The 21767-nt window shown below is 60.7% G+C and carries 23 protein-coding genes; 8 read left to right on the forward strand and 15 right to left on the reverse strand.

All coding sequences use genetic code 11. The features are described 5' to 3' along the window. The first annotated feature begins 67 nt into the window (after positions 1-67). The 8 genes from pstC to OR1_RS05485 all read left to right on the forward strand — a co-directional run bounded on the left by pstC (position 68) and on the right by OR1_RS05485 (position 7068). Positions 68-1033: a phosphate ABC transporter permease subunit PstC gene (gene pstC, locus OR1_RS05450; RefSeq protein WP_041970776.1), complete on the forward strand. Its 966-nt coding sequence runs from the start codon at positions 68-70 to the stop codon at positions 1031-1033. Continuing rightward, positions 1030-1872, forward strand: coding sequence for a phosphate ABC transporter permease PstA (gene pstA, locus OR1_RS05455; protein ID WP_041970532.1), 843 nt, complete (start codon positions 1030-1032; stop codon positions 1870-1872). The genes pstC and pstA overlap by 4 nt, the downstream gene beginning before the upstream one ends. A 69-nt stretch (positions 1873-1941) precedes the next feature. Continuing rightward, positions 1942-2700, forward strand: a complete 759-nt coding sequence (gene pstB, locus OR1_RS05460) for a phosphate ABC transporter ATP-binding protein PstB (protein WP_041970534.1) — start codon at positions 1942-1944, stop codon at positions 2698-2700. Between the two features lie 94 nt (positions 2701-2794). Then, positions 2795-3466 carry a phosphate signaling complex protein PhoU gene (gene phoU, locus OR1_RS05465; protein ID WP_041970536.1) on the forward strand — a complete coding sequence of 224 codons (672 nt, stop codon included), beginning with the start codon at positions 2795-2797 and terminating at the stop codon, positions 3464-3466. Positions 3467-3537: 71 nt separating this feature from the next. Then, positions 3538-4956, forward strand: coding sequence for a B12-binding domain-containing radical SAM protein (locus OR1_RS05470; RefSeq protein ID WP_041970537.1), 1419 nt, complete (start codon positions 3538-3540; stop codon positions 4954-4956). Continuing rightward, on the forward strand, positions 4950-5540 hold the full coding sequence (locus OR1_RS05475) for an acyloxyacyl hydrolase (protein WP_082002819.1): 591 nt from the start codon (positions 4950-4952) through the stop codon (positions 5538-5540). Before OR1_RS05470 ends, OR1_RS05475 begins: the two co-directional genes overlap by 7 nt. A 102-nt stretch (positions 5541-5642) precedes the next feature. Continuing rightward, entirely contained in the window at positions 5643-6323 is a 681-nt protein-coding gene (locus tag OR1_RS05480; RefSeq protein ID WP_041970538.1) for an outer membrane protein, read from the forward strand. A gap of 133 nt (positions 6324-6456) precedes the next feature. After that, entirely contained in the window at positions 6457-7068 is a 612-nt protein-coding gene (locus tag OR1_RS05485; RefSeq protein ID WP_041970540.1) for a DUF4410 domain-containing protein, read from the forward strand. 37 nt (positions 7069-7105) lie between these two features. Here the strand turns inward: OR1_RS05485 and OR1_RS05490 are convergent, their stop codons facing one another. The 15 genes from OR1_RS05490 to OR1_RS05560 form a co-directional block, all read right to left on the reverse strand. Next, positions 7106-7402, reverse strand: coding sequence for a hypothetical protein (locus OR1_RS05490; RefSeq protein ID WP_041970542.1), 297 nt, complete (start codon positions 7400-7402; stop codon positions 7106-7108). After that, positions 7399-8868 carry a B12-binding domain-containing radical SAM protein gene (locus OR1_RS05495; protein ID WP_041970543.1) on the reverse strand — a complete coding sequence of 490 codons (1470 nt, stop codon included), beginning with the start codon at positions 8866-8868 and terminating at the stop codon, positions 7399-7401. Before OR1_RS05495 ends, OR1_RS05490 begins: the two co-directional genes overlap by 4 nt. Next, positions 8865-10154 carry a B12-binding domain-containing radical SAM protein gene (locus OR1_RS05500; RefSeq protein ID WP_041970544.1) on the reverse strand — a complete coding sequence of 430 codons (1290 nt, stop codon included), beginning with the start codon at positions 10152-10154 and terminating at the stop codon, positions 8865-8867. Before OR1_RS05500 ends, OR1_RS05495 begins: the two co-directional genes overlap by 4 nt. Beyond that, positions 10151-12670, reverse strand: a complete 2520-nt coding sequence (locus tag OR1_RS05505) for an MMPL family transporter (RefSeq protein ID WP_152609819.1) — start codon at positions 12668-12670, stop codon at positions 10151-10153. Before OR1_RS05505 ends, OR1_RS05500 begins: the two co-directional genes overlap by 4 nt. A 2-nt stretch (positions 12671-12672) precedes the next feature. Continuing rightward, positions 12673-13278: an outer membrane lipoprotein LolB gene (locus tag OR1_RS05510; RefSeq protein ID WP_052440273.1), complete on the reverse strand. Its 606-nt coding sequence runs from the start codon at positions 13276-13278 to the stop codon at positions 12673-12675. An 87-nt stretch (positions 13279-13365) separates the two neighbouring features. After that, positions 13366-13986 carry an outer membrane lipoprotein carrier protein LolA gene (locus tag OR1_RS05515; protein ID WP_237754232.1) on the reverse strand — a complete coding sequence of 207 codons (621 nt, stop codon included), beginning with the start codon at positions 13984-13986 and terminating at the stop codon, positions 13366-13368. Continuing rightward, a complete protein-coding gene (locus tag OR1_RS05520) occupies positions 13983-14396 on the reverse strand; it encodes a hotdog domain-containing protein (protein WP_052440274.1) in 414 nt (137 codons plus the stop codon). The genes OR1_RS05515 and OR1_RS05520 overlap by 4 nt, the downstream gene beginning before the upstream one ends. Then, the gene (locus OR1_RS05525) at positions 14362-15402 is read right to left on the reverse strand and encodes a beta-ketoacyl synthase N-terminal-like domain-containing protein (RefSeq protein WP_041970548.1); all 1041 of its coding nucleotides are present in this window, start codon (positions 15400-15402) and stop codon (positions 14362-14364) included. Before OR1_RS05525 ends, OR1_RS05520 begins: the two co-directional genes overlap by 35 nt. Continuing rightward, complete coding sequence (locus OR1_RS05530; protein ID WP_041970780.1) at positions 15399-16601, reverse strand: beta-ketoacyl-[acyl-carrier-protein] synthase family protein; 1203 nt, start codon at positions 16599-16601, stop codon at positions 15399-15401. Before OR1_RS05530 ends, OR1_RS05525 begins: the two co-directional genes overlap by 4 nt. Positions 16602-16760: 159 nt before the next feature. Continuing rightward, entirely contained in the window at positions 16761-17501 is a 741-nt protein-coding gene (fabG, locus tag OR1_RS05535; RefSeq protein ID WP_041970550.1) for a 3-oxoacyl-ACP reductase FabG, read from the reverse strand. Between the two features lie 68 nt (positions 17502-17569). Further along, positions 17570-18949 carry a lipid biosynthesis B12-binding/radical SAM protein gene (locus OR1_RS05540; RefSeq protein WP_041970551.1) on the reverse strand — a complete coding sequence of 460 codons (1380 nt, stop codon included), beginning with the start codon at positions 18947-18949 and terminating at the stop codon, positions 17570-17572. Then, positions 18946-19371, reverse strand: coding sequence for a thioesterase family protein (locus OR1_RS05545; RefSeq protein ID WP_041970552.1), 426 nt, complete (start codon positions 19369-19371; stop codon positions 18946-18948). The genes OR1_RS05540 and OR1_RS05545 overlap by 4 nt, the downstream gene beginning before the upstream one ends. A gap of 1 nt (position 19372) precedes the next feature. After that, positions 19373-20212, reverse strand: coding sequence for an ACP S-malonyltransferase (locus OR1_RS05550; protein ID WP_041970554.1), 840 nt, complete (start codon positions 20210-20212; stop codon positions 19373-19375). Positions 20213-20216: 4 nt separating this feature from the next. Then, a complete protein-coding gene (locus tag OR1_RS05555; RefSeq protein ID WP_041970556.1) occupies positions 20217-21497 on the reverse strand; it encodes a B12-binding domain-containing radical SAM protein in 1281 nt (426 codons plus the stop codon). Beyond that, the gene (locus OR1_RS05560; RefSeq protein WP_041970557.1) at positions 21494-21751 is read right to left on the reverse strand and encodes a phosphopantetheine-binding protein; all 258 of its coding nucleotides are present in this window, start codon (positions 21749-21751) and stop codon (positions 21494-21496) included. Before OR1_RS05560 ends, OR1_RS05555 begins: the two co-directional genes overlap by 4 nt. Positions 21752-21767 lie beyond the last annotated feature (16 nt).

Raw genomic sequence — 21767 nt, forward strand, 5'->3', positions numbered from 1 at the left:
TTTGCCGGTATAATTGTTTCAACGAGGCTACGAACTGATGGAGATTACGAAAACTATGACCTCCGCCATGGACAGAGAAACAGCAGCAGCCAAAACAGCCTTTATCTCAGGCAATAAAGCCTGGGGAGACCGACTGTTCCGCTGGCTGACCCTCGGCTTCAGCGCCAGCATCCTGCTGATTCTGCTGATCATGGCCTTTGAAATGATCAAGGAGAGCCTGCCGGCGATACGAAAGTTCGGTTGGGGGTTCACGATCGGCAAAGATTGGGACCCGGTCCAGGAGCAGTTCGGCGCGCTCCCGTTTCTGTACGGCTCGGTGGTCTCCTCCATCCTGGCCATACTCATGGCAACCCCGCTCTCCGTCGGCACCGCGCTGTTTATCACCGATATCGCCCCCAAGAAGCTCGGCGGAGCGGTCTCCTCCCTGGTTGAACTGCTGGCGGCAATCCCCAGTGTCATCTACGGTCTCTGGGGGGTGCTGGTGATGGCGCCATGGCTGCAGAAGACGGTGCAGCCGTTCCTGATCGACCATTTCGGCTTCATCCCGCTGTTCCAAGGGGCGCCATACGGGGTCAGCATGCTGGCCGCGATCTTCATCCTGATGATCATGATCGTGCCGATCATCACCTCGATCACCAAAGAGGTGCTTACTGCCGTACCCACGGCCCAGAAAGAGGCCGCCTACGCACTGGGTGCCACCAGGTGGGAGATGCTGCGAGTGGCCCTGCTGCCGTACGCACGTTCCGGCATCCTTGGTGCGGTGATTCTCGGCCTCGGGCGGGCCATCGGCGAGACCATGGCCGTTACCATGGTAATCGGCAACACCCCGCAGATAGCGCTGTCGCTTCTCGCCCCCGGCTACACCATGCCGAGCGTAATTGCCAACGAGTTTGCCGAGACCACCTCAAAGCTCCACGCCTCGGTGCTGATGGAGATCGGCCTGATTCTCCTGGTCGTGACCCTGATCATCAACATCATGGCCAGGCTGCTGATCTGGAGCGTCACCCGCGGCAATTCCGGGAGGAGCGCATGAAACGGACCCCTTCGATCCGCCTGATCAAGAACGGCCTGATGACACTGCTGATGGTTGCTGCTACGTTAGCTGTTCTGGCCCCGCTCGGGATCATCTTCGTCCATATCCTGAAGATGGGGGCTTCTTCCATATCGCTCGACTTCTTCACCCAGATCCCCAAGCCGACCGGCGAGACCGGCGGCGGCATGGCCAATGGCCTGGCCGGGTCAACGATCATGATCGCCATGTCGTCACTGATCGGCCTGCCGGTAGGGATTCTCGGTGCTGTATACCTGACCGAATACGGTCACAACCGGTTTGCCGATGCCATACGCTTCTCGGCGGACGTGCTCGCCGGCGTCCCGTCGATAATCACCGGCATGGTCGCCTACACACTGCTGGTGGTGCCGATGAAGGGATTCTCCGCCCTGGCAGGCGCCGTGGCCCTGGCGCTGATCATGATCCCGATTGTGCTCAGGACCACCGAAGAGCAGCTCAAGCTGGTGCCGGGAACCCTGCGCGAGGCGTCGCTGGCCCTGGGGGTGCCGCTCTGGCGCACCACCCTTCAGGTGACGCTGGCCAGCGCCCGGACCGGAATCATCACCGGCATCCTCCTCGCCATTGCCCGGATCGCCGGCGAGACGGCGCCGCTCCTGTTTACAGCGCTCGGCAACCAGTTCTGGAGCAGGAAACTGACCGAACCGATGGCCGCAATACCGCTGCAGATCTTCAATTTCGCCATAGCACCTTATGAAGACTGGCACAAACTCGCCTGGGCCGGAGCACTGGTGCTGGTGGTGATAATGTTCTCCTTAAGCCTGGCGGCCCGCTATTTCGGCAGGCAGAAAAGGTATTCGTAGGGGCGGCCCTGTGTGGCCGCCTAATACATGGGCAACCACATAGGGTTGCCCCTACAGGATCATTGATATATGCAAACAAAAGTAACCCTTGAAAACCTGAACGTCCACTTCGGCAGCAATCACGCCGTCAAGGATGTCTCGCTGGACTTTCCGGAAAACAGCGTGACCGCCATCATCGGCCCGTCAGGATGCGGCAAGTCCACCGTGCTCCGCAGCCTCAACCGGATGCACGACCTGGTCCCCTCGGCCCGGGTGACCGGCCGGATCATGCTCGACAATACCGACATCTACGACCGCGCCGTTGATCCTGTCGCGGTCAGAAGAAGAATCGGCATGGTCTTTCAGAAACCGAACCCGTTCCCGGCAATGTCAATCCACGACAATGTTGTCGCCGGGTACAAGCTGACAGGAAGCCTGAAAAGATCAGATGCGGAAGATATCGTTGAATCGTGCCTGAAGCGGGTGGCTCTCTGGGATGAGGTCAAGGACCGGTTGAAGACCAGCGCCATGGACCTCTCCGGGGGGCAGCAGCAGCGGCTCTGCATCGCCAGGACCATAGCGGTGCAGCCGGAAGTGATCCTGATGGACGAGCCCTGCTCGGCCCTCGACCCGATCGCCACCCTCAAGATCGAGGAGTTGATCGAGGAGCTGAAAGAGCAGTACACCGTCATCATCGTCACCCACAACATGCAGCAGGCCGCCAGGGTATCGGACAGCACCGCCTTTTTCTACATGGGGGAGCTGATCGAATTCGGGCTGACCAAGAAGATCTTCACCACGCCGGAGAAGCGGCAGACCGAGGACTACATTACCGGCAGATTCGGGTAATAAACGGTGAATAGTGAATAAATACTTTACCTTTAACTTTTCACCATTCACATTTTTTTCACCATTCACAATTCACCTTTTACGAGGTTTTCAAATGGAACGGGAACATTACAGTAAACAATTCGACACCGAACTTAACGAGATCCGCGAAAAGCTCCTGGAAATGGGGGGCAAGGTCGAGTTCATGATCAACGACGCCCTGAAGGCCCTTGTGGACCGGGATTCGGTCCTGGCCGAAAAGGTCATCGCCTTTGACCACAAGATAAACCGCTTGGAGATGGATATCGACGAGCGCTGCCTGGAGGTGCTGGCCAGGCGTCAGCCTGCGGCCCGCGACCTTCGGTTCATCACCTTGGCATTGAAGATCGTGACCGACCTGGAGCGGATGGGAGACCAGTGCCGGAACATCGGCAAGCGTGCCATCGAGCTGAACGAGCTGCCACCGCTCAAGCCGTACATCGACCTGCCCCGCATGGCGCTCCACGCCAGCGTCATGGTTAAGGAGGCGCTGAACGCCTTTGTTGCCGGCGATGACCAGCTGGCGCTCAAGGTCTGCCGCGACGACCAGTTTGTCGATGACCTGAACGAGCAGATCCAGCGGGAACTTCTGACCTTCATGATGGCCGATCCGGCCACAATTGCCAGGGCAATGAAGATCAACCATGTGGCCAAGTGCGTGGAGCGGATCGCCGACCACGCCACCAACGTGGCCGAAATGGTGATCTTCATGGTCAAGGGGAAAGATATCCGGCACACGGCGGTGTAATATTTTTTGCTTTCTCCGCTAAAACCGATTAGCATGAGGGCTTTCCACAACCCCTTTGACGAGGTTTTTCCGTGAAGGTCCTCTTTGTCCACCCCCACGGCAGCAACTGGCTTGGGTCAGGTCCGGACATCACCACCATCTTCAATGTCATGCCTCCCCTGGGGATCATGAGTATCGCCGCCTATCTGGAGCAGCGCGGCGTAGCTGCGGAGATCATCGACTGTTACGCAACGCCGCTGCCGCAAAGCGAACTGGTCAAGGAGATCGTCCGCCACGGCCCGGATCTGGTCGGATTTTCCTGCACCACCTCCTCATTTCTCGAAGGGTACGATATCGCCAGCCGGCTAAAGGAGCTGGCCCCGCAGATCATGACCGTGTTCGGCGGCGCCCACGCCTGTTCCGCCGGGGCAAGCCTGCTCGACGGCTTTCCGGCCATCGACTGCCTGGTGATCGGCGAAGGTGAGCAGACCTTTTACGAACTGGTGACCGCCGAAGGCCGCGATATCGCTGCCATCCCGGGCGTTGCAAGCCGCGTCAACGGCAAAGGGGTGCTGTCTTCTGAACGGGAGCTGATCCCGGATCTCGATACCCTCCCGTTCCCGGCCTACCACCTGCTCCCGGAATTCCCTCGCCGCTACTTCCTGCCGCTCTTCAGCTACCCCAAAGCGCCCAACACCAGCATCATCTCCAGCCGCGGCTGCCCCTACCAGTGCTCCTACTGCGACCGCTCGGTCTTCAACCGCGGCTTCCGCTTCAACTCTCCGGAATACATCGTCGAACACATGGCCCACTTGCACCGCAACTATGGCATCCGCCATGTCTTTTTCTACGACGACCTGTTCACCACCGACCGGAAACGGGTGGCGGAGTTCTGTGCCCTGAAAGAGAAACAAGGGCTGCAGGTCGGCTACAACTGCATCGCCCGTCTGGAGCATGTGGATGCCGAGCTGCTGCAACTGCTGAAACGCTCCGGCTGCTGGCAGGTGAATTTCGGCATCGAGTCCGGCGATCCGGAGGTGATCAAGAAGCACCGCAAATTTTACGGCCTGGATGAGGTGCAGCAAAAACTGCAATTGGTTAAGGATACGGGGATGCGGGTCAAGGGTCTGTTCATGGTCGGGCTGCCCGGCGAAACAGAGGAGACGATCCGCCGTACCATCGACTATGCCCTGGCACTGCCGCTGGACGAGATCAACGTCACCATGTTTACCCCGTTCCCCGGCGCGCCGGTCTATGCAACCATACGCGAGCATGGCGAGTTCAACGAGGAGTGGCCGTTGATGAACTGCGTCAACCCGGTCTTCATACCGCACGGCATGACCAAAGAGCAGCTGCAGAGGCTATACGACGAGTTTATCCGCCGCTTCTACCGCCGCCACCGCATCCACTGGGGATATACAAGCATGCTCTGGAAATCGCCCCACAGCATCGTTTCATTCCTGAAAAACCTGCCGGCTATCATAAAACTGGAGCGCGAAAAGAAATGGTGAGGCTCCGTCACTGCGCCTTTTTCGGCATTATTCTGCTCTTTAGCGCAGCACAGCCATCTTTGGGCGATGATGCGCAGCCTGCCGGAGAATATGGCATTCTCGGCGGCTACGGCATCACCCATCGCGGATTCGGCGCTACCGTTACTCAGGTGCAGACCGTCGATGCCATCGCTCGCATCGGCTGGTTTCTTTCCGGCGAGCATGCACAGGGGAGCCTGTTCCAGGGGCGTCACGAACTGTTGGTGGAAATACCGCTGCACCTGACCGTCGATCCGCGCACCCGGATCATGACCGGCCTGTACCTGCTCGGCAGCTGGAAATTCACCGGTCTCAGCGAACAAAAGCTTTACCCGTACGCCTTTGCCGGCGGTGGCCCGCTATACAACGATCTGGGGCTTGCCACCCAGGGAACCAGGATCAACTATTCCTACCAGGGTGGGGTGGGGCTGCAATACCTTTTCCGCAAAGACCTGGCGCTGATCGGCGAATACCGCTACCATCACGTCTCCAACGCCGGCACCGCCGAACCGAACGAGCCGCTCAACTCCAGCAAGATCCTCGTCGGTCTGACCAGATTTTTCTGATTTTTTCCGTCACGGTCAACCAATCGCAAAATCCGGCGTTATACTAATTACAATTAGTTTTACTTTGATCATGCAGAAACGGTTCAGCAAAGGAGGAATTCAATGAAAAAATCCATTATCGTCGTTGCGGCAATCGCAACCCTGGCCGTTCCGGCCATCTCCGGCGCCGCCCCGCCCAAACCCGGCGCATATGCATCCGCGTTCCTGGGTGTGACCATGGCCCAGGACACCGATGTCAACACCGACGTATTCGCTTCTCCCCCCTCGTTCCGCGACCGGGTCGAATTCGATCCGGGCGTATTCCTGGGTGGCACCGGCGGCTACGACTTCGGTTACCTGCGACTGGAAGGCGAGCTTTCCTACAAGCATTCGGAGATGAAGAACATCACCGACCGCGATACCGGCGTTCGCTATCGGAGTGTCGACGGCAATCTCGGAGTCTTCGCGTTCATGGCGAACGGCTTCATCGATCTGCATAACGATACGCCGATCACTCCTTATTTTGGCGGCGGCATCGGGGTCGCCACCCTCTACCTGAGCGACACAACCGGCATCGATAATTCCGGTACCAGGCAGACGCTCTACCTGAAGGACAATGACTCGGTCTTTGCCTACCAGGTCGGCGCGGGAATGGAGGTCGCCCTGAACCGCAGAATTTCCCTGGATCTCGGCTATCGCTACTTTGGAACCGCCAGGGCAACCTTCAACGAAGACTGGTTTCAGAGTACGGACCTGAAATACGAAAGCCACAACGTAACTGCCGGAGTCAGATTCAAGTTCTGATCAAGACCGGCACTGAAGGCACAAAGGCCGCTTCCTCATGGAAGCGGCCTTTTCATTAGTTGTCAATATTGCCAAATCCCCTGACTGTGGTAATTATGTAGGGTATTTCACCATCACACCGGAGGTTTATCGAATGAAAAGAGCGTTCACCCTTTTGATACTGGTTCTGGCCCTTTCAACAACCCCGCTATCGGTCCTGGCGGCAGACGGCATCTCCAAACCCGGCAAATTCGACGAGGAAGAGATCCTGACCAGCGACCGGCTCGGCAGTAAATACGACACGATCATTGTCAAGGATTACTCGGTCAAAGGTGCCGAGATTACCAATATCGACGATGAAGAGAAGAAGATGCTGGAAGCAGCGGAGAAAGATATTGTCAAGGCGCTGACCGAAAGCACGGTAAAGCATCTGAAGGAAAAAGGCATCTTCAAGAAGGTGGAAAGCAACGGATCGGCCAAGACCAAGGCGGTTATCCTGCAGGGCAAAATTACCAAGTTCAACGGCGGGGTCGGCGCTGCCAAGTGGTTCCTGGGGTTCATGGCGCCGAAGAGCACCAAGACCAACATCTCTATTGAAGCCGAACTGGTGGACGCTGCTTCCGGCAAAGCGCTGGTCAAAATCAAGGATATCCGTTCCGGTGGTGAAGGAAACACCCTGGGAAGCGGCAATATGACCAAAGCCTTCATTGTGCAGGCTCAGGATGAAGGCGAAGAGCTTGCAGAGTTCATCAAAGATATTTTCTGACCCCAATGTTTCCCGGGGAGCCTCACCGCTCCCCTTTTTATTTATCCCCCTTCACCGCATCCTTCAGCTCGTGGCCGAGCTTTTTCGCCCCTTCTTTGGTCTCTTCTACCGCCTTCTTCAGCTCCGGACCGATCTCTTTGCCCGCTTTTTTCAGCCCTTCCTTGATCTCGTGCCCCTCTTTCTTGAGCGTCTCCTTTATCTTCTTCCCTTCGGACTTGAGCGCCTCCTTGGTCTCCTGGCCCGACTTCTTCAGGTCTTCCTTCAGATCCTCAGCAAAACCGTCGGCAACAAAAAGGGTACAAACGAGAAATATGGTTGTTACTCTCAATATCATTGCTGACCTCCTTCATTTCTTGCGATCACACTCGGCCGGCGGGCCGCAGGTTCGCTAAGTGGCGCGCGGCTTAGCGCATGCTCAGTCAGATACGCCTCCGGTTTCATCATCCGCTGGGTCTGCCAGAGCACCCGGACGATGTACGGCCATTGAGACGGCTTTACCTGTCTGACCCAGTCCAGCAGGCTCTTTTCCCCGGATGTGTTAAGGATGGAGCGTTTCCAGGTCTCGGCATAAAGCTCGAAGAACCGCTGCGTCCCCAGTTTCGGCTCCCAGAGCAGATGGTGCATGTCGAAATTGCTCCAGGGCTGGTCCGGTATCTTTGCCTTGATCTCCTCGTAGAACTCGGTGCCAGGCAACGGGGTCAGCACCGTAAAACCGGCCCGCTGCAAGCCGTAGTGGGCAACGAATTCCCACAGTTCCGAGAACTGTTCTTCGTCCCAGTCATGACTCACCAGGAAGTTGCCGTTGATGCCGTATCTGAGTTCCCGCGCCATCCGTACCGCCTCGACGCTGTCAGTAACCTCCGAATCCTTGGCAATCCCTTCCAGCCCGGAATCGCTGGCCGCCTCCAGGCCGAGGAAAATGTCGAAGTCCCTGGCCAGCGGCCGCCAGGCAGCCATCACCTCGGCCCGTTTGGTGATCAGGTCGGTGCGGGTCTGCACCAGTATCCAGCGCTTGTACACCCCGCGTTTTTTCAGGGCTTGCGCCAGCTCCAGGCTCCGTTCCGGATCGTACCAAAAGAGGTCGTCGGCAACAAAGATCGAGTCCCCAGTAGCGGCAAAGTCCTCTACAACGGCAGCCAGGCTCCGCTCCCGGCAGGTGCGGCCATAGAACTGCCAGACCGAGCAGAACGAGCAGCGGTGCGGGCATCCGCGGGCGGTCTCAACGAGCCAGACCGGCTTGAACAGCAGGCAATGATAGCCGCTACGATGCCGCTCCACCAGGTGGCGGGCCGGGAGCCGGATCAGGTCGAGGCTGGTCCGCTCCGGCAGAGGCTGCGTGGTGACCCAGCCATTCCCGGTCTTGAGCCGCAACGCCGGGACTTCGGTCAGAGGCATCCCCTTGTCAATGGCTTTGGCCAGGGCCGGCAGCACCTCTTCGCCGTCGTCCAGACAGACGGCATCGATCAGGTCATGCTCCAGCGGCGCCGGATAGGCAGCGGCAGCATGGCCGCCGACGATGATGAAGGCATCCGGTGCCAACCGCCGCACTTCGGCGGCAGTGGCAATGATCCGGTCGTACTCCAGGGCATGAAGGCAGGAAATGCCGACAATCCGCGGCGCGGTACGGCGAACCCAGGCAGTGGCGCCGGGGCGGAAACGGAGATCGGCCACCGTCACCTGATAACCTGCAGCCAGCAGGGCGGCGCCGATGTATTCCAGCCCTAGCGGCTCGACCCGGAAAAACGGGCCGAGTCCGAATTTTTCATGCCCCGGATCGGGACGCAGGAGAAGAATTTTCATCTGTCGTGTTCCGGTATTGCATCGGGTTTATTAATGCCGCCCCGTCTGAGTAAATTATACAGCAGATGAACCGGCTTGCCCGGACCCTGCATGACCCGGCCGGCGATCTTCGGCCAGCGGTAGGCCTCCCAGCGTGCCTGCTGCCACCCCTTGTAGAGCTGTTCAGGGGTCATCAGTTTGGGGCGGAACACCACCTGGCCATGGTCGTAACGGCTCCAGTCCTTGTGCAGCAGCCGCCCTTCGACGTCGAACTGATCAAACAGCGCCGTGCCCGGATACGGGGTGAGAATGTGAAAGGTCGGCAGACTCGGCCGGCACTCCTCCAGAAAGCGGACCGTTCGCTCGAAGACCCCTTCGTCGTGGTCGTCGAAGCCGAAGATCATCGACGCCTCCACCACCACGCCGGTGTCACGGATCCGCTTGATCAGATCGGCCTGGGAATACCTGCTGCCGGTCTTCGGATGATTGGCGTACTCGCCGGCCATCGACTCGATACCGACAAAGATCCCGATGCAGCCGGAATCGGCCAGAAGCCGCACCGCCTCAGGGTCCTCGGCAAAGCGCAGGTTTGCCTGGCCGCCCCACTTCAGCCCCATCCCCCGCATCCCGGCCAGGATCGGCTTGGCCCGGGCCGCATCCCCCAGGATGTTGTCGTCGAGAAAGACCGTCAGCTTCCCGCTGAAACTGCGCAGTTCGGCCAGGATATCATCCGGATCGCGGTAGCGGAAACTCTTGCCGAAATAGTTGGTGGTGATGCAGAAGGGGCAGTCGTAGGGACAGCCGCGGCTCGCCTGCAGGGTCTGGGTGGTCAGGTACTGCTTCCCGTCGAAGATCTCCCTCCGGCCCCAGGGGATCGAAAGAGTTCCCCCCTCGGGGATGGCGGCCCGGTAGACCGGTTGCAGCCTGCCTGCCAGGGAATCGGCCAGCAGTTGGGCCCAGACCGGCTCCGCCTCGCCGATCACCACGCTATCGGCGTGCCGGCCCGCTTCGTCCGGGAGCACCGTCGGGTGAATACCCCCAAGCACTACTGCAACTCCCCGTTGCCGGAACCGATCGGCGATCTCGTAAGCATGCACCGCCTGGTGGGTCATGGCGGTGATCCCTACCAGGTCGAAGTTGCCGTCAAACGGCACATCCTCATGCACCTCGTCGGCCAGGACAATCTCCCACTCTTCCGGAGTGGCTGCCGCTACCTGTTTCAAGGCCAGAGAAGGGAGCTGGAACCGCTTCACCCACCCCAGTTTATGGGTGGCAGGATAAACCAGCAGCAGGCGGGGACGGCTCATAATACACCTCCGCTACGACGGAAAAAGGCGGGGAGTGCCACCAGCGAAAACAGGGCGGTGGCACCGATGCCGAAATTGGTGGCCCAGCCGACTGAAGAGAGGGCGCCGTAATCGGTGAAGGCCAGCGAGCCAAAGCCGGCAATGGTGGTTAGCGCGGAGAGGAGCACCGCCCGCCCAGCCTGTACAAACGAATCCGCCATATTCTCCCCGCATCTGGCCGAACCGACCCGGTGGGCGATGTGCATCCCGTAATCATTCCCCATCCCCAGTATTGTCACCAGCACCATGGCGTTCATGAAATTGATCCCCATGCCGATGGCTGCCATTAGCCCAAGCATGGCAGCAACCCCGGCAAGCACCGGAAAGAGAGAGAAGAATACCCCTTGCGTATCCCGGAAATGGGCCAGCAGCAGAAACAGCACCACCACGCCGCCAAGCAGGGCGCTCCAGAGGAAATTCCGGCGCACCAGTTCGGCCAGCTGCCGGCTCACCAGGTCGATGCTGGTGGCTCTGGCCCCAGGCACCTGCCTCTGCAGATCATTTAGAAAACTGTCGACCGGGAATTCGTCGCCCCGGTAGTGGAGATAGGATATTAAGTGATATCCCGCCTCATCGCGGTGCAGGTGACGGTTTACCACCCCCCTGAGTGGTGATGCTGTCAGCAGGTCGATACCTGCAGCCACCGGCTGCTCGGTTGCGCTGGCCAGCCCAGCCATACCGGTCAGAAACGACCCGAACGGTTCAAGGCTGAAGCCGGCCAGTTCAAGGTTCTGTCGAACCTCGGCAGCCGGGTTGCGGCCGGCAAGCTCGCTCCGCAACCCCTCGCTGATCCGGCGCTGGGTATCGGCATCGTTCACCAGCATACCGATGCTGGAATAATCGGTCAGTCTGCCGTCCTGCAGGTAACCGGAAACCAGGCTGTCCACCAATCCCCCCTGCTTGAGGACCGAATCGCGGTCAGTGCCGTCAATTGCCACCAGCAGCTGCTTAGGACTGATAGCCAGGTGGCGTTCGATCTTCTCCTGGGTCAGGAACGCCTCCGAGTTACGCGGCTGCAGGTTCTTCAGCTCCCCCTCAAAGGTGATTCCGGTGGCTGAAACCGCGGCAACCACCACGACAATGACGGCTGTTGCGCGAAATGGCAGGGGAAAGCGCTGAGCCAGCCGCCAGACCGAAGCCAGACCGAAGCCCGGAAGCGGAGCGTACCGGGCAGCGGGCGAGCGGCGCTCCATGAAGAGCAGCAGCGGCGGCAGGAACAGAAAGGTGGCATACATGGTGGCAATCACCCCCAGCCCCACCAGCAGTCCCAGCTCGGAAAGTGCGCGGACATCGGCTATAACCATACAGAGAAACGGCAGAGCGGTAGTGGTGGCGGCGGTGAAAATGCCGTGACCGGTATCGAGGCACGCCAGCTCCAGGGCGGCATCACGGTCCAGGCCTCGGCTCCGCTCCATATGGAACCGGTCGTAGAGATGGATAGAGTAGTCGGTGCCAAGGCCGATGATCAGCGCCATGAAGGCAAAGGCAATGATATGGACCGATGTCAGCACGGCACCTGCCACCCCCAGGGCCAGGGCCACTCCCCAGGCAATGATCAGCGGCAGCAACAGAGTCGGCAGCCAACGGCGGTAGGTGGCAAAAAACAGCGCCAGTACCACCAGCAGCGACGAACCGATGCAGAGGAGAATCTCCCGTTTCATGGTCGCTTCGTCAATGGCCGCGGAAACATGGGCGCCGGCGCAGGAGATCCTGACCTTGGCCCCCTGGCGGGCCGTATCGATGGCGGAGGCCAAGCGGCGGGCAAAGGCCATGTCCTGCACCGGCCGGTCCGGTTCGGCGATCATGATCAGCACCTGCTGGTCGCGGGAGAGAAAATACGGCGATGCCGGGTCAAGGTCGAGGGCCTGCCCACCCTTCTTGAGCCGCGGCAGCACCAGGTCCCGCAGGTTCAACGGGTCGGCGGTCATTAGCTCTGCCATCCCCATCCCGGCCTGGCTGGCCAGTGCCGTCACCGTGCCGTCCAGGGCTGCCCGTTGTCCAGCCGGGGTCAGGCGCTCAAGATAGGCCGGCACCTGCTCCGGCGACAGGAAGAGCTGAGGCATGATCACGGCCCGACCGACAAATGCGGCAAAGGGAACGACATCTTTCTCCTCATAGAGCCGATAGGTAACCCGTTTAAAGGCCGGCCGGCCGTCTATTGCCAGCTGCCGGAGCCGACCGGCGAACCGTTCGCTCTCCGCAGCCAGGATGGCCGGTTCACCTTCGATCAGGAAATACGCCTCGTTGGCGCTGCCGGTCCAGCGCAGGGTATCGAGCAAGAGCTTCAGCGCGCCGGAACGGGCCGGGAAGAGCTGAAAGACATCGGATTCGAAGCGGGTGGTGGCGATTGATGCCAGTGAAAGGAGGAGCAGCAACAGCGAAACCGCCAGGGTGGCGCCGGGGCGGTTGGTGGCAATACGGTGCAGCCAGGCCAAGTGGCGATGAATAAGGCCGTTGACGGCTGAGGTAAGTGACATAATCAGGAGGTCGGGAACTGGGACAGCGGCAACACTGTCACCCCGTCCAGAGCTGGGACAAAGGCCTTTTCATCAAGGGGCATGTTGACTTCCGGCTCATCCAGGGTGATCCGCACCGCGATGCCGATCCGGTCCGTGATCTCGATGGTAGTGGGTACCGGTACGCCGTTGACTGACTGGTAACCCTCATACCGCACCTCGTCGCCATCGACACGTTTCTTCAGGACCAGCCCCTGTGCGTCGAAATCGACGGTCTCGCGTTCGCCATCGGCCCGCCTCCGGCTCATATGCTCCTGGCCTGCCTTTTCCGGGACGACCCGTTCGGTGGTCCAGCGCAGAAGCCGCCACCCCTGCAGTGCCGGGGCATCGGGAAGCTCTGACAGCACCCCCTGATAGGCAAGGTTCTGGGAAGAAGCGACGTAGAGCAGGTGATCGCCGCTCATGAACATCTCCGCAACGGTGGTGCCGAACGGGGACAGGATCACAAGTCGGAACTGGTCCGGCGAGCGCATGATCATGTAACCCCGCCCGGAAAGCCCTTTTTCACCGGCCTTTACCGATATTGTCACGCTACTGGTCAGGGTGTCGATGGTGGCCGCAGGGTTCATGGGCGGGGATACGGCTACCGGCGCGGAGGCGCAGCCGGCGAACAATGTCAGTGACAGCAGGGCTGTCAGAAAAAAACCGGTAATTGATCATTCCAGTCTGAAGTCCTTTTCCCCTAACCCCACATTGGCCTTCAGCCTGTGAAAGGTGATGGCGGTCCGGTTGCCGTTCCGCTCTTCGATCACCAGTTTGCGCAACCTGCCGTCGCTGCCGCTGGTAAGGGTTATGGCGCGAACCTGGCCGGTTTTCCTGGGCGAGAGGGTGAGGGTTTGGGTTTCTCCGGTCAGGTCTGCCTTGGCTTCAACCCCTTCCGGAACTGCGGTCAGCGGCTTGGCGAGCAGATCGAGCCAGCGACTGAGCCCTTCTTCCGCCGGGAGCGCGATCTGCTGGCGGTTCTTCTCCTTCGGGAAATACAGTTCGATGGCACGGTCGCGCAGGACCATCCGGCTCGCATAAGGGGGTTTCAGCTCCATGAAAAAGAGATCTGGTTTGCGAAAGCGTACCGAACCGGAGGAAACCAGCTTCCGCTTCATCACTGCCAGCTGCTTCTCCTGGGTGATCTCCGCGGTGAAATCACGCATCTCCGCAAACCCCTGGCGCAGGTTTTCCAGCGCCTGCAGAGGTGGTATCGGAGCCGCGTTTGCAGCCAGCGGCAGGGTCACCATAATAAAAACTGCCAATAGCCTCATCATCCGGCCTCTCATGGTCATAGTTTCCCCACCCCGAGGGTCAGGCTGGCCCGGGTCAGGATCGTGCCGCCAGAGGACACCTCCCCGTCGATCATGAACAGCCGGCCAAACGATTTCACGACCCGGACGCTAAACGCGAGGGTATCGCCGGGGCAAAAAGGGGCCAGGAACTCGGCATGATCGATGGTGGCCAGGAAGCCGCCTTCTCCTTCTTCCTGGACCGTCGCCACCCCGGCCAGCTGGGCCAGCCCCTCCACCATCAGGAAGCTGGTGAAGCAATGGTCGTCGGCGCTCACCCGGCGGATCGCGGCAGCGGCAACACCCGGTTCGCGGGCGGTGATCCGGTCAAGAAACAGAAACGGGTATCGGTGGGGGAGATATGCCGTAGGGTCGGGGTTAAACAGGCGCTCCTCCGGTAAACGAAATGGCAAAGTACGGCCCCTCCGGAGAGGCGGCGAGATGCAGACCGGTTTCTCCATCGGCAAGGGTCGCCACCAGCGCCGCCATGGCCAAGCCCCCCATGGCAATCGACCGGCCGGTGACCGGCGGCAGTGCGACCCGCGGCGTACGGGGCAGCAGATCGGCAAACAACGGCATCAGGTCGGCTGTTCCGGACAACGAGAGCAGTTCCGGTTGCCCAGGCGGGAGCAGTTTCCCGACCGCTTCGGACTCGCGACCCGCCAGCAGCAAACCGAGCGTCCGGACCGCGGTTACCGTACCCAGGATTTCAGCCCTACGCGCCTCGGCATGGGCTCTTCGCTCCAGCACCAGCAGCCCGCACCCTTCGGCATAGTCAGCGGCATAGTGTCGGTCCTGGTGCAGGGCATGGAACCCCTGCAGCATCCGCGGGGTAAGCTCATCGACTCCGCCGGTCACCATGACGTCGGCCCGCCCCTCGGCAATGAAACGGCAGGCGAGCTGGAAGGCGCTTTCGGCGGAGCAGAACCGCTGCACCGTGGTGACGTTCGGCCCCTGCAGGCCGTGCTCGATGGAGGCGTTGCTGGCCGCGGCATTGGCAACGGTATTTGGAAACAGCATCGGCGCCAGGCCATCGACCCCGGTCTGGAAGTATCCGGTCAGAAACTCCTCGGAATTGGCTATGCCGCCAAACCCCGATCCCATGGTGATGCCGATCCGCTCCGGAGACAGCGAACCCTTTGTCACCCCGGCATGGCTAAGTGCCAGTCCGGTTGCCACCGTGGCCAGCAGGCTGCAGCGATCGAACTTGCGCGCCTTGAGCGGCGGCATGAAGTCGGCGGTGCGAAACTGTGCCGCCTTGCCCCATCTAAGCCCGGGCCTTACGGCAATCTCCTCCGGGACAGGGGTAAGACAGCTCTCGCTGTTACGCACCGCTGCCACCAGCAGTTCGACACCGACGCCGGCAGCAGAGATGGCTGCCAGGCCGGTGATGACAATATCCGAAGTTTCCTGGATCATAGGCTCAGCACCAGAGAAGTGATGTTGCCGCCAAAGGCGAACGAGTTGGAGATGGCCGTTGTGGCGGTCGTGGCACGGGCGCCTCCATGGCAGTAGTCGAGGTCGCACTCCGGGTCGCGCCCGCGGAAATGGAGGGTCTTCGGGATCATCCGCTCCCCGAGGGCCAGCACTGTGGCCACCGCTTCGATCGCCCCTGCCGCCCCCAAGCAATGGCCGGTCACCGGCTTGGTGGAGACCAGCGGCACCCCTGCCGCCTGCTCGCCGAAGACCAGCTTTATGACATTGGACTCGACCACGTCGTTGAGCGGGGTCCCGGTGCCATGGGCATTGACCCAGCCGATCTCCTCCTTAGCAACGCCGGCGGCAGCCATGGCAGCGTGCATCAGCCGGGCTGCCACCTGGCCAGTCGGATCTGGCGCGGTCATGTGGTGAGCCTCGCCGGCCATGGCATACCCCAGCACAGAACCGTATATCCTTGCTCCACGAAGACGCGCCGCGCTCTCCCGCTCCAGGACTATGAATGCGGCCCCTTCGCCGAGGGTGATCCCCTGGCGCCCGAGGCTGAACGGTGCGCACGGCTCGGGATCGACGACCTTGAGCGAATTGAACCCGGCAAAGGTGAGCATGGAGAGGGTATCTGAGCCGCCGCAGACCACGGCGTCGAGCCTACCGCTCGCAACCAGATCCGCACCCCAGCCGATGGCGGTGGCAGAGGAGGAGCAGGCGGTGGTGATAGTCCCCTGGTAACCGGCGAACCCGAATTCCGAAGCAATTACAGTGGCGGTCTTGTCCGGCAATATCCCCCGCAGCAGGCTCGGCGAGGCGGCCCGGTCATGCAGGGCGGCATCGAGCCACTGTTCCGACTGGAACATCCCGGCAGCTCCGGCGCCGACAATCACCCCCACAGAGTACGGATCGTAGTTCTCGGAAATTCCGCTGTCGTTTAGGGCCTCGCCGGCTGCAATCAGCCCGAACTGGTCGGCCCTGGAAAGCTTTGCGGCTTTGCGGCTGCCGAACCGCGCCGCAGGGTCGAACCCTTTGACCTGCACCGCGATTCGTGACGGAAACCTGGCCACATCGAACAGGTCCACCGGCCCAACGCCGCTTTTCCCTTCGATGATGGCGGTCCGAAACCGTGGGATATCCTGACCGGCGCCGCAGAAGACGCCGAGACCGGTAATGACCACCCGTTCACGCATGATAAAAGGAACTCCCATGATATTGTAAACCCAATGGCAAAGCAAAAAGCTCCAGCTGCAAGGCTTGCGAAAGCTGAGGAATGAGTCGTAGCCGTAGGCTACGTCGCAGTGACGAAGATTGAGCGTAACGCCGCAGATGGACTTTTTGGGAAGCCATCATCATACGATGCCGCCATCGACGACAAGTGTCTGTCCGGTAATGTATGCCGCCTGATCCGAGGCGAGAAACAGCACCGCTGCGGCAACCTCTTCCGGCTGGCCGATCCGCCCCAGGGCCGATCCCTGAACCACCTTTGACACCAGTTCCTGCCTGAGGCCGGCGGTCATGTCCGTGGCGATCATTCCGGGGGCGACCACATTGACCCTGATCCCCATCGGACCGATTTCCCGGGCCAGTGACTTGGAAAAGCTGATGATCGCCCCCTTGGTGGCGCTGTAGTTGGTCTGGCCGGCAGTGCCGCTGATCCCGGCAATGGAAGAGATATTCACGATTACCCCGCTCCGCTTGGCCATCATCTTGCGGATACCCCACTTGCAGCAGTGGAACAGGGGGGAGAGGTTGGTGTGCAGCACCGCCTCCCAATCGCTATCGGCCATCATCGCCAGGTAACCGTCGCGGATGATGCCGGCATTGTTCACCAGCACGTCGATAGCGCCGGTAGCTGCCGCAGCGGTGTCGATCAGCAGCGTTGCCCCAGCCTGACTGCTGACATCGGCCTTGACGGTCGTTATTGTGCCGCTGCCGCCGATCGCCTCTTCATTCAATCGATCCGCGGCCGCATCGTCCTGCAGGTAGGCGGCAAAAACTGCTGCTCCGGCAAAGGCAAAGGCAAGCGAAACTGCCCTGCCGATCCCGCGGGTGCCGCCCGTTACTACGACGGTTTTGCCGGAAAAATTCATCAGCGTCTCCAGGAATTGAGTAGGGGGATTTTAGCGGTAAACAAGGAAAAAGTCCAGCACGAGAGGGATCAAACCGGTCGGATCCTGCTCCGGCCCAGCCGTTTCATCAGTTTCCAGAGCGGGCCGCGCACCGGGAAATGGCGCAGCATCTCAAGCATGGCATCGCTGATATTGATCTCCAGCCCCGGTACTACCCAGTTGGTGCGCTGCAACGCCTCGGCGGTCACCAGGTCGCAGAGCGAGTCGGCCACCTGGGTCGAGATGTAAAAGGTTGGCTCCAGAAGAGGATCCGTCGCAGTGACAACCCCTTCGGCAATCGAGCGGCGATGGAGTTCTGTGCCCGGGAAGATCCTGATGCCGGTCATGCCGATCACTGCCGTTGGCTGCAGTTCGTCCATCAGGGTAAAGGTCTCCCGAACAGTTGCCTCGGTTTCTCCCGGGCCGCCGAACAGGATGTAGTGGGCAAAATCCACCCCCATCTCACGGCAAAGGCGCGATGACTCCCTGATGGCGCCGACATCGAACGACTTGCGCAAAGAGGCCAGCATGGCGGGAGCGCCGCTGTCGGTGCCGAACTCCAGGGCATCGCACCCTGCGGCCAGCATGGCGTCCAGAAGCCGCGGCGGAAGGAAATCCGGATTGATGAAGGCCGACCAGTTCACCTTCAGCTGCGCGGCAATCATTGCCCTGCACAGCCCTTCGGCGAAATCCGGCGGGTAGTTGAAGATGTCGTCGACAAAATAGATGTAATTAACCCCATACAATTCCGTCAGGGTCCGGATCTCCGCGATGATATCGGCCACCGGCCTGGTCCTGACCCGCGCACCCTCCAGCAGCGGGTAGGTGCAGTAGGAACAGGTAAACGGGCAGCCCCTCTTGGTCTGCAGATTCGCCATCCCTCCCAGCTTGTGATACGAGGCGACATCGAACAGTGCCCGGTCCGGGGTGGCAATGGCCGATACCGGAATTGGCGGGAGAAAGTCCGGCTTGCCGGGCAGCACCACACCCGGGATGGCGGCTGGATCGCCATTGGTCTCAATGGCGGCCAGCAGTTGCGGCAGCGCCTCTTCCCCCTCCCCGGCGACACCGTAATCGGCGGCCAGAAAGGCGAGCAGTTCCACCGGCATGAGGGAAAACCCGGAACCGCCGACAATGGTCACGGCGCGCCCCCGGCAGGCAGCCACGACCTCTCTGACCCCGGCAATGTACGAGCGGACGCCGGGCCAGGTAACATTGTCGATGTTGCGGATGGAGATGATCGCCGCATCGGCGGCAAAATCGATTAGCGCCTCGCTTACAGCAGTAGTAGGCGTCTCGCTGAAGCAGAGATCCAGACCGCGGAGTTCATGCCCCGCATGCTGCAGTGCCGGCACCAGACAGGCCAAGCCGATCGGAAAGACCGGATACGGCGAGCGCTCGCGGTTGGCAGAGATGAGGAGCAGCTTCATTCGCCCCCCTCGGCCCAGGCGAGCATCTTTTCGACCCGTTCCGCGACGGTTGCGGGCAAGCGGTACTGGGTAACACCCTGCATGTCGGTCAGGGCATGGACTGTCACTCCCCGGGCGCAAGGGGCGCCATCCTGGCCGATGATAACAGTGCGGAACTCGATTGTGGGGGTTTCGTTGCGCTTGACCGTGGTCTTGACCGTAAGCTGGTCGTTGAACCGCGCCGGTCTGAGGTATTTCAGCTCCAGAGCCACGACCGGGCCGAGGAACCCGGCTTCGGCCAGCTGATCGGCAGCCATTCCGAAAAGGCGCGCCAGCTCGTTGCGGCCAATTTCCATCCAGGCCACGTAATGGCCGTGCCAGGCGACCTGATAGGCGTCAATCTCGTTGAACCGGACCGTGACAACTGTTTCGTGGTAACGCATCTCAGCCATGCTCCATGGCAATCCAACGGTTGTATTTCTTCAGGGATTCACCGACGCCTGCTTCTAATAACGAGGTGACACCCGCCCGGCGGATCGCCAGAAAGGTAGCCTCCCACCGGACCGGCAGGCAGAGTTCGCGTACCAGAAAACCGGGGATATCGGCAGCCGTAAGGAAATCCTGTTCGATATGCTCCATGAGCGGCACCTGAGGCTCGCTAAAGCGATAGTCAGCGACGACATTGTGCAGCTCCGGCGCAATAGCCTCGATAAGCGGCGTATGCAATGGCGCGTCGGCAGGGAACGAGCTGACGCTGAACGCGCCCGCCTCCAGCGCTTCGGCCATGGCAGCTTCAATGCCGTGCTGCTCCCCGGCCAGCAGGAAATGCCGCGATGTGTTGTAATTGGCCGGATAAACGCCGTTGTTTTCTGCCAAAGCCAGCACCGGGGCTGCGGATAACCCGGTAACGCACCCCAGGGCATAACTGCCGCTCTTTCCCATTCCGGCAAGGGTGCGGCCGATGCGTGAGGTCAGTTCGAGCGCTTCACCCTCGGGCAGGGCATCGACAGCGGCCAGGGCCGCATAGATCCCCATGCTGTGCTCGGCAGCCATGGCAGGATTGAACCCTGCTCGCCGCAAGACCCGGTTGCGGTAGAGGCCCATAGCAGCACCATAGATCTGCAGCGCCACCTGGTCGGTAGCCGGTTCGCCGCGCCAGGCGAAACTCTCCAGGTCGAGGCCGGTCCGATCACAGGCGATAGCGGCAATTTCGGCGAATTCGGCATCATCCGGCAGGGTTGGCACCTTTGCCAACGGTTGGCCGGGGAACATGAAGCAGATCATCTGGTTAACCCTTTTTTCTTTTTATTGCCGCCCGGAAACCGATATTCATCGGCCCAAAGACCTGCACCGAACGGTGTAACTTCCAGATCCGCCGGTACATGGAGCCGAAGGAGTAGAAGGATCGGCAGAGCTGGTCGTAGCCGGTTTGCAGCTCGCTAACGGTCATCCCCCTCGGCTGGAAGGTGACATGCTCCATGTCGTAGTCCTCCCAGACGTTGGAGAGGATCCGCCCCTCCGCTTCAAGGCGGCGGCGCACCTCGGTGCCGGGATATGGGGTCAGAATCGGGAAGATGGCGGCCTCCAGCCGCGCCTCCTCGCAGAAACGGAGCGTCCGCTCGAAAACGTCGGGGGTATCGCCGTCATTCCCCAGGACAAAGGAACCGAGGATGCCGATGCCGCAATCGCGGAACACCTTGGCGTCCTCAAGGTAGGAGTCGGCGGTGTTGGTCACCTTCCCCATCGCCTTAAGCGCCTCCTGGTTGAGCGACTCGAACCCGATGAAGAGACCGACGCAGCCGGCCTCGCCGGCGGCGCGGATGAACTCCCGGTCATCTGCAAAGTCTATCGGCGCATGCGAGAGCCACTTGAACCCCATCCCTTTCATGCCGCTGAAAAGCTCCATGGCGTATTTCCGGTCCGCCACCAGGTTGTCGTCCACGAAAAAGGCAAAGGAGTTTTTCTTGCGCAGCCCGGTCAGTTCGTCCAGCACGGTTGCCACCGGCCGCTTGCGGTATTTGCGGCCGTAAAAAGCGGTCACGGAGCAGAACTCGCAGTCGAACGGGCAGCCGCGGGTGGTCTGGAGGGTGTTGGTGAACAGATATTTCTTGGCGCCGAAGATCTCCCGGCGGGGGGTGGGGATGGCGGTCATCTCGATCAGACCGGCGGAGCGGTAGAGCCGTTGCAGGTTGCCGCTCTGGAAATCTGCCAAAAGCTGGGGCCAGATCAGCTCACCTTCGCCGACGACCACACTGTCCAGATGCTGTAATGCTTCTTCGGGGAGGTTGCTGGCGTGAAAGCCGCCCATGACCACGGTCTTGCCGGAAGCCCTGAACCGGGCCGCCAGATGGTAGGCACGCGGCGCCTGGGGGGTCATGGCGGTGATCGCCACCAGATCGGCATCGGTGGCCGGGAGCTGAGGATCGATGTTCTCGTCCCAGAGGGTGACCGCCCATTCCGCCGGGGTGACAGCGGCAAGGGCGGCAAGGGAAAGAGAGGGGAACTTGAAAGCGAGTTCGCCCCACAGGCGGCCCTTCGGCCACCCGGGTGAGACGAAGAGCACTTTCATTTACGGTTTTCCGCGATATAGGCAGCCATGGCGCGCACCGACTGGAACACCTTGGTACCGGTGGCTGCATCAGGGACCACGACGCCGTATTCCTTCTCCATGGCCACTACCAGTTGCAGGGCATCGATGGAGTCGAGCCCCAGCCCATCTCCGAACAAGGGGGCATCGGTGTCGATGTCAGCGGGGGACATTCCCTCGATTCTCAGGGCATCTATTATCAGCTGTTTTACCGGCGCGATCAGTTCTTCGGACATTGCTCTTCCTTTGCGT

This window comes from Geobacter sp. OR-1 (assembly GCF_000813145.1).
Classification (GTDB): Bacteria; Desulfobacterota; Desulfuromonadia; order Geobacterales; family DSM-12255; genus Geoanaerobacter.